The 6,000-nt window shown below is 67.4% G+C and carries 6 protein-coding genes and 2 tRNA genes; 6 read left to right on the plus strand and 2 right to left on the minus strand.

Features of this window, described 5'->3' with window-relative positions:
• Positions 1–244 precede the first annotated feature (244 nt).
• Positions 245–1,231, plus strand: a complete 987-nt coding sequence (locus VNN10_00790; protein ID HXH20534.1) for a hypothetical protein — start codon at positions 245–247, stop codon at positions 1,229–1,231.
• A gap of 68 nt (positions 1,232–1,299) precedes the next feature.
• Here VNN10_00790 and VNN10_00795 read toward each other — a convergent pair whose 3' ends face one another.
• Positions 1,300–1,851, minus strand: a complete 552-nt coding sequence (locus VNN10_00795) for an NYN domain-containing protein (protein ID HXH20535.1) — start codon at positions 1,849–1,851, stop codon at positions 1,300–1,302.
• 505 nt (positions 1,852–2,356) lie between these two features.
• Between VNN10_00795 and VNN10_00800 the strand changes: the two genes are divergently transcribed.
• The 5 genes from VNN10_00800 (at position 2,357) to VNN10_00820 (ending at position 5,404) form a co-directional block, all read left to right on the plus strand.
• Positions 2,357–3,115, plus strand: a complete 759-nt coding sequence (locus VNN10_00800; GenBank protein ID HXH20536.1) for a glucose 1-dehydrogenase — start codon at positions 2,357–2,359, stop codon at positions 3,113–3,115.
• A gap of 4 nt (positions 3,116–3,119) precedes the next feature.
• Positions 3,120–3,473 carry a hypothetical protein gene (locus VNN10_00805; GenBank protein HXH20537.1) on the plus strand — a complete coding sequence of 118 codons (354 nt, stop codon included), beginning with the start codon at positions 3,120–3,122 and terminating at the stop codon, positions 3,471–3,473.
• Positions 3,470–5,029 (plus strand): TlpA disulfide reductase family protein, encoded by a 1,560-nt coding sequence (locus VNN10_00810; GenBank protein HXH20538.1) that lies wholly within the window; start codon positions 3,470–3,472, stop codon positions 5,027–5,029. The genes VNN10_00805 and VNN10_00810 overlap by 4 nt, the downstream gene beginning before the upstream one ends.
• Before the next feature lie 185 nt (positions 5,030–5,214).
• Positions 5,215–5,288 (plus strand) — tRNA-Gln (locus tag VNN10_00815).
• A 40-nt stretch (positions 5,289–5,328) separates the two neighbouring features.
• Positions 5,329–5,404 (plus strand) — tRNA-Glu (locus VNN10_00820).
• A 77-nt stretch (positions 5,405–5,481) separates the two neighbouring features.
• Here VNN10_00820 and VNN10_00825 read toward each other — a convergent pair.
• Positions 5,482–5,760, minus strand: a complete 279-nt coding sequence (locus VNN10_00825; GenBank protein HXH20539.1) for a site-specific integrase — start codon at positions 5,758–5,760, stop codon at positions 5,482–5,484.
• Positions 5,761–6,000: the final 240 nt, after the last annotated feature.

Genomic DNA, 6,000 nt, shown 5'->3' on the forward strand with positions numbered 1-6,000 from the left:
CGCACTCCCGGCTTTATGCTCACACCACTCGAGCCCGGGATGCGCCGCCTCTTCGGCCACCGTGCCGCGCGCGCCGGCACGGAAGGAACATCATCGGCAGGGTGACCGCGGGCGGTACGGAGGTCTGGCGGCTTACTGGCGGCTTCAGCCGGGTGGCCTCCCACGCCTTGCCTCGCGTTTCTGTATGATTAGCTGCATCGAGGGGCCGACCCTTCGTATCCGCTGTTGGGCTGAGAGGTTTGCCGTGGAAGCTCGCGCAGACAAGATGGTCGCTTCGTCGCCGTGGGTGGTGAGTGCCGGGGTGGTCCTGCTGCTCCTGGGGCTGGGTTGGGACGCGGTCCTGCACAACCTCGACCCGGAACTGGCAGCGCGGGAAGGGATTTTCAGCCTGAACAACCCGGGGCACGTCCTCTTCGGGGGCGGCATCGCGGTGATAGTTGCCGGCGTGGTCATGTTCTTCACCGGCAAGGCGCTGACCTCACCCAACCGGCTTCGGCTCGCCTTGCCCGCGGCAGGCATCCTGGCGCTGGCGACGGCGTCGTTCGGGCTGGCGGCGTCGACCGGCACGCTGGGGGGCCCGGAGCACGTCCACGAGGACGGCACGGTGCACACGCACAACGAGCACCAGGAGTTCGTGGCGTCTCAGGCCAGGAACAAGGCTTCATCGACGCTGCCCGGCGTCACTCACGACCACGGCGAGGCGGTGGCGATCACGGCGGCGGAGCTCGAGGCGGCGGCGAAGCTCGTCGCGGACGTGAGGGCGGGCACGGCACGGTTCGAGGACATCACGGTCGCCCAGCGGGAGGGCTACTTCCTCCTCGCCGGCGGCCGCACGGGCCTGGCGCACTTCCACAACCAGGCCTACCACACGGACGGCCGCATCCTGGACCCCGAGCGGCCGGAAGACCTGATGTACCTGCGCCTGAGCGACGGCACCTGGAAGCTGGTGGGGGTGATGTTCTTGATGCCCTCGCGAGACCAGCCTGGACCACGGATCGCCGGCCCGCTGACGGCCTGGCACGCGCACGACAACCTCTGTTTCAGCCCGGCGCTCGGCCGCATCAGCGGCTTCACGGACGCTAACGGGAAGTGCGCCGCAGGCAGCGTCTTCATGGGCAAGACGCCGGAGATGATGCACGTGTGGCTTGTCGACAACCCGAACGGCGTTTTCTCGGACGAAATGGAGCCGGCGAAGCTGCGCGAGTTGGTGGAGGCGAAGGCTTCGCGCTGAGGGGCGGCGAGCCCGGGATGCCGGTGGCGGCCCCGGGCCGGCTGCGCCTCCCGGTTTGCCACGGTCACCTAGGGGGCCATAGTGATCCTGTTGACGAAAGCCTTTGTGATGGGCACACGCTCGTCTACGCAGTCCCAAAGGTCCTTATGGTAGCTCTTGCCGTGGTAGAGCCGAACCAGGACCCCCTCATTCTTTGCCGCCGATACGGCTGGAATGAAATCGCTGTCCCCAGCCAGCAGCGCAGCGTGCGTAATCTGATTCTTCCCCGACAAAAGGGCCATGTCGACGCCCAGCATGATATCCACTCTCTTCTGTTCAAAGACCGGACGACCCTTCTCATCGAGGCCGCGCCGCGCTAGCCGGCCTAGTCGGACTTCATACCGCGGTAATCGATTTAAGGCCGTGAAGAAGGACTGCGCTTTTGCGAAACGGTCGCTCTCCTCAGGTGTGGGCTGAGGACTCTGCCAAGGTGGACAGTCATAGTAGTAGGTTCGGAGTATGTCGATGTCGCCTGCCATAGCCAACGCGAGGGCCTGGTAGTCAATCCGGACCAAACTGTATTCATCCTTAAGGACATACTTTAGGTAGGCACCGTCGATGAAGAGAGCGATGCGCGCCATGCGCCAGATTCCTCAAACAAAGCTGTAGGGTAGCCTTGGGCCAGTCCTACAGGTCAACTAATAAACAACCTGGCATCCCCGGAAGGGAACACCAGGGCATATAATGCGACTTCGCTTATATCAGAGATTTTCCGCTTGTCAAGTAGCTTATCGGCAGTATATCACGCAGCATGAATGCCCCTGTCAAGGGTTGCCGGGCTCTGTTTTGGGTTCACCCTCTCGCAGAGCCCATGATTGGGACGCGAATTGGGCGGCGTGTCTAACCGACGGCTACCCTCGGGGGTCTCCGCGCAAGCTGGTCGCTCTGCGGGAGGTTAGTGGCTGCGGCGTGGCACATTGATCGCCGGCCGTTACCGGGGCTTGCACACGTTCTCCTTGCGCAGGAGTCCGGGAGGTCGACGGACGCCACGGTGCGGGAGCGCGGGCGGCCCTGTGTCGGGGTTGGACTCGGATCCTGTGCGGGCATTGTCGGTTGCGGGGTGGCGGTGCAAGAATCGGCGCACCTATGAGTGACTTCGACCTTTCGGGCGCGGTGGCGATCGTCACCGGCGGCAACGGCGGCATCGGGCTCGGGATCGCGGAGGGGCTGGCGCGCGCGGGCGCGGATGTGGCCATCGCGGCACGGAACGAGACGAAGACCACGGCGGCGGTGGCGCGCATCGAGGCGCTGGGACGGCGCTGCCTCGGGCTCCGATGCGACGTGCTCGACCGAGCCGACATCGCCAGGGTGGTGGAGACGGTCGAGGCCAAGCTGGGGCGCATCTCGATCCTGGTCAACAATGCAGGCGTGGCCGCGGGCGGGCGGCCAGAGGCGCTCGCGGAGGAGGTCTGGGACCGGGTGGTGGACACAAACCTGAAGGCGGGCTTCCTTTTCGCGCAGGCCTGCCACCCGGCGATGGTCCGCAACGGCCGGGGAAAGGTAATCAACATCGGGTCCGAGTACGCCATCTTCGGCAGCCCTACGGTGCTGCCCTACTCCGCGAGCAAGGGCGGCGTGGTCCAGATGACGAAGTCGCTGGCGGTGGCGTGGGCCCGCGACAACATCCAGGTGAACTGCATCATCCCCGGCTGGATCACGACGGACATGACAGCCGGCATCACGCGCAACGAGGAGGCTTACAGGCGGATCGTGGAGCGAACGCCGGCCAGGCGGTTTGGCACGCCGGAGGAGTGCGCGGGCGCGGCGATTTTCCTCGCCTCGCGGGCGTCGGACTTCGTCACGGGCCAGTCGATCTGCGTCGACGGCGGGTACTCGATAGCGTGAGGCCATGGGCTTTCTCGTAACCCTTTTCGTCTCGGTGGCCATACTGCTGGTCGTAGCGCGCCTGACGTGGCCGCGGGACGCGCGGGCGCCGATGCCGCTATATGTGGCGACGATCGTGCTGGCCTTCTTCGCCGGGTCGGTGGCAGGGTCGCTCGCGGACGGAAGGAGCCTGGAGCGTACGCTGCAGACTGCGGCGCTGGTGTCGGCGGCGATCGCCCTGGTGGCTGTCGTCTCCTGGTTCCGGGTGAAGGCGCCGCAGACCTCACCGCCCGGCCCGCGCTCCGCTGGCGGAGACGGGGAGGAGCGCGCCGGCGGGCAGGCGCGGTCCCGGAGCGCGCGGCGGAGGCGGGGCCGATGATGGTGGCGCCGTTTGAGCTGGCGGACCTCGAAGGCCGGCGGCATCGTTTTCCAACCGGCAGGGCGACCCTGCTGGCCTTCCTCAAGGAGGACTGCCCGACCTGCAACACCTGCGCGCCGCTACTGGAAACGGCGCACAGGGCGTTCGGGGACACGGTGGCGGTGCTGGCGGTCGGGCAGGACGAGGGCAATGCGGCGCTTGCGGAGCGCCACGGCTTCACATTCCCCGTGCTGGACGACGCCGCCCTGCGCGTGTCCTTCGCCAACGAGATCGAGACCGTGCCCACGCTAGTGCTCACATCGCCGCAGGGCGAAGTACAGAAGCGCATCGTGGGCTTCGACCGGGAGGAGTGGCAGGAGCTGTTCGTGGCCCTGGCGAAGCTGGCAGACGCTGTCGTGCCACCGGTCCCGTGGGCGGACTACCCGGCATTTCTGCCGGGGTGTGGCTCCAAGTCCGTCGAGCCGGGCATCTACGAGAGGTTGCAGGCGGAGGCGGAGGGGAGCCCGATCCGCGCCCGGCGGATCGAGATCGCCGTGCAGGACGACGAGTTCGAGTTCATGTTCGACCAGGGGTTCACCGACGGGCTCCCGGTAGTGCCGCCGACCGCTGAGCGCGTCCTACGCATGCTCGGGGGCACGAGGCGCGACCCTCAGGAGGTGGTGGCGATTGTGCCGCCGAACATGGCGCCGTGCACCGTCGAGAAGGTCGCGATCAACGCGGTGATGGCGGGCTGCAAGCCGGAGTATCTGCCGGTGGTGATCACGGCGGTCGAGGCGGCCTGCACGGACGAGTTCAACGCTCACGGCGTGATGGCGACGACCATGGGCGCCTCGCCGGCGGTGATCGTCAACGGGCCGATACGCAACCGGATCGGCATGAACGCGGGCCTGGGCGCGTTGGGACAGGGCAACCGCGCGAACGCGACGATCGGGCGGGCGCTGCGCCTGGTGCTGCGCAACGTGGGCGGGGCGAAGCCCGGCGGGACGGAGCGCTCGACGCTGGGCAACCCGATGAAGTACACGTTTTGCTTCGCGGAGTGGGAGGAGCGCTCGCCCTGGGAGCCTTACCACGTGGAGCACGGGTTCAGGCCGGAGGACAGCGTCGTCACGCTCATCGCGCTCACGGGCGGGCCTCAGCTCATCGTCGACCAGACGACGCGGACGGCGCGGGCGATGGCGGGTAGCCTTGCGCTGGGCGTGGAGGCAGTCGGGCACCCCAAGTCCCCCGCGGGCGACACGCTCCTCGTCGTGTGCCCGGAGCACGTCGACACGCTGTGGGAGCAGGGCATGACGAAGGCGGACCTGCGCCAGCGGATCATCGAGGTGACGACGCGGCGCCTGCGCGACCGGCTGGAGACCGAGGAAACGGGCGGCGGCATCCCGCGACGAGGGTTCACGGAGGAGCAGCTCGAGGCGCCGGCGCCGAAGTTCCGCGACCCGAGGAACCTGCACATCGTCGTCGCCGGCGGAGACGCGGGGAAGTTCTCGGCGGTGATGGCGGGCTGGGCGAGCGGGCCGGGCGGCAGCATGCCCGTGAGCCGCCGGATCCAGGAGTGAACGTCCGGGGCGCTGGGAGCGAGCGGCCCGCTGCTCGGGGGTGGGGGCGCCCATTATGCCGGCCCGCAGTTGTTAGCATTTTGCTGTCACTTTGGTATCGCGGAGGCGTTCGATGCTGTGGATTGAGGACGTGGCCGCGTAGGGCGTGCAACAAAGGCGGCGTTTGGTAATATGGATTGGCCCTTTGGGGAGTCGTCTAGTGGTAGGACAGCGGACTCTGGATCCGTATGCGGGGGTTCGAATCCTCCCTCCCCAGCCAAACAGGACAGCCGCGGCGAAGGGCTGCGGTGGTAGGTAGAGGCGGTATCGTCTAGGGGACCAGGACGGAGCCCTCTCAAGGCTCAAACCGGGGTTCGAATCCCCGTACCGCTACCAGAAAACCAGGGCCCCTCGAATCTGAAATCGGCGGTTCGAGGGGCTCTTGCGTCGGGGCTGACCCCTTATCTGACCCCTTATGCGTGCAGAAGGCGGTCCATCGCCGAGGCCGCCTGCTCCTGCGCGCCCTCGAGGACGTGGGCGTAGATGCGCAGCGTCGTGGCGACGTCGGAGTGTCCCAGCATCTCGCTGACCACCTTCACCGGCACGCCCTCGGCGAGGAGGAGCGAGGCCGCCGAGTGGCGCAGGTCGTGGATGCGGAGGTGCGGCAGGCCGGCCTTCTCGAGGAGGCGCAACCAGGCGCGCCTTACCTGGCTGCGCCACAGGGGCAGGCCGCGCTCGTTCGTGAACACCAGCCCGTGCTCGACCCAGGCCGGGCCCGCGAGCCGCCGCTGGGCTTCCTGGGCGGCCTGTTGGCGGCGCCAGGTGAACTAGGGCGGGCACGGGCCGCCGTGCGAGCTTCGCTGGTATTTATAATTCGGCCAGTGGCGTCAAACGCGTATCAGACCAACCGTTTCCCGGTTGGGTCCCTTGTCAGGTCTCGGGGTAGGGACTGGGTCGTGCTCCCGTCTGAGGAGGACGATGTCTGCCTGCTC

This window comes from Dehalococcoidia bacterium (assembly GCA_035574915.1).
GTDB lineage: Bacteria > Chloroflexota > Dehalococcoidia > DSTF01 > WHTK01 > DATLYJ01.

What these genes read in the sequence shown, in the direction of transcription:
- VNN10_00805 (HXH20537.1), top strand. Translation starts at nt 3,120, where the DNA reads ATGGGCTTTCTCGTAACCCTTTTCGTCTCGGTGGCCATACTGCTGGTC.
- VNN10_00810 (HXH20538.1), top strand. Translation starts at nt 3,470, where the DNA reads ATGATGGTGGCGCCGTTTGAGCTGGCGGACCTCGAAGGCCGGCGGCAT.
- VNN10_00800 (HXH20536.1), top strand. Translation starts at nt 2,357, where the DNA reads ATGAGTGACTTCGACCTTTCGGGCGCGGTGGCGATCGTCACCGGCGGC.
- VNN10_00795 (HXH20535.1), bottom strand. Translation starts at nt 1,851, where the DNA reads ATGGCGCGCATCGCTCTCTTCATCGACGGTGCCTACCTAAAGTATGTC.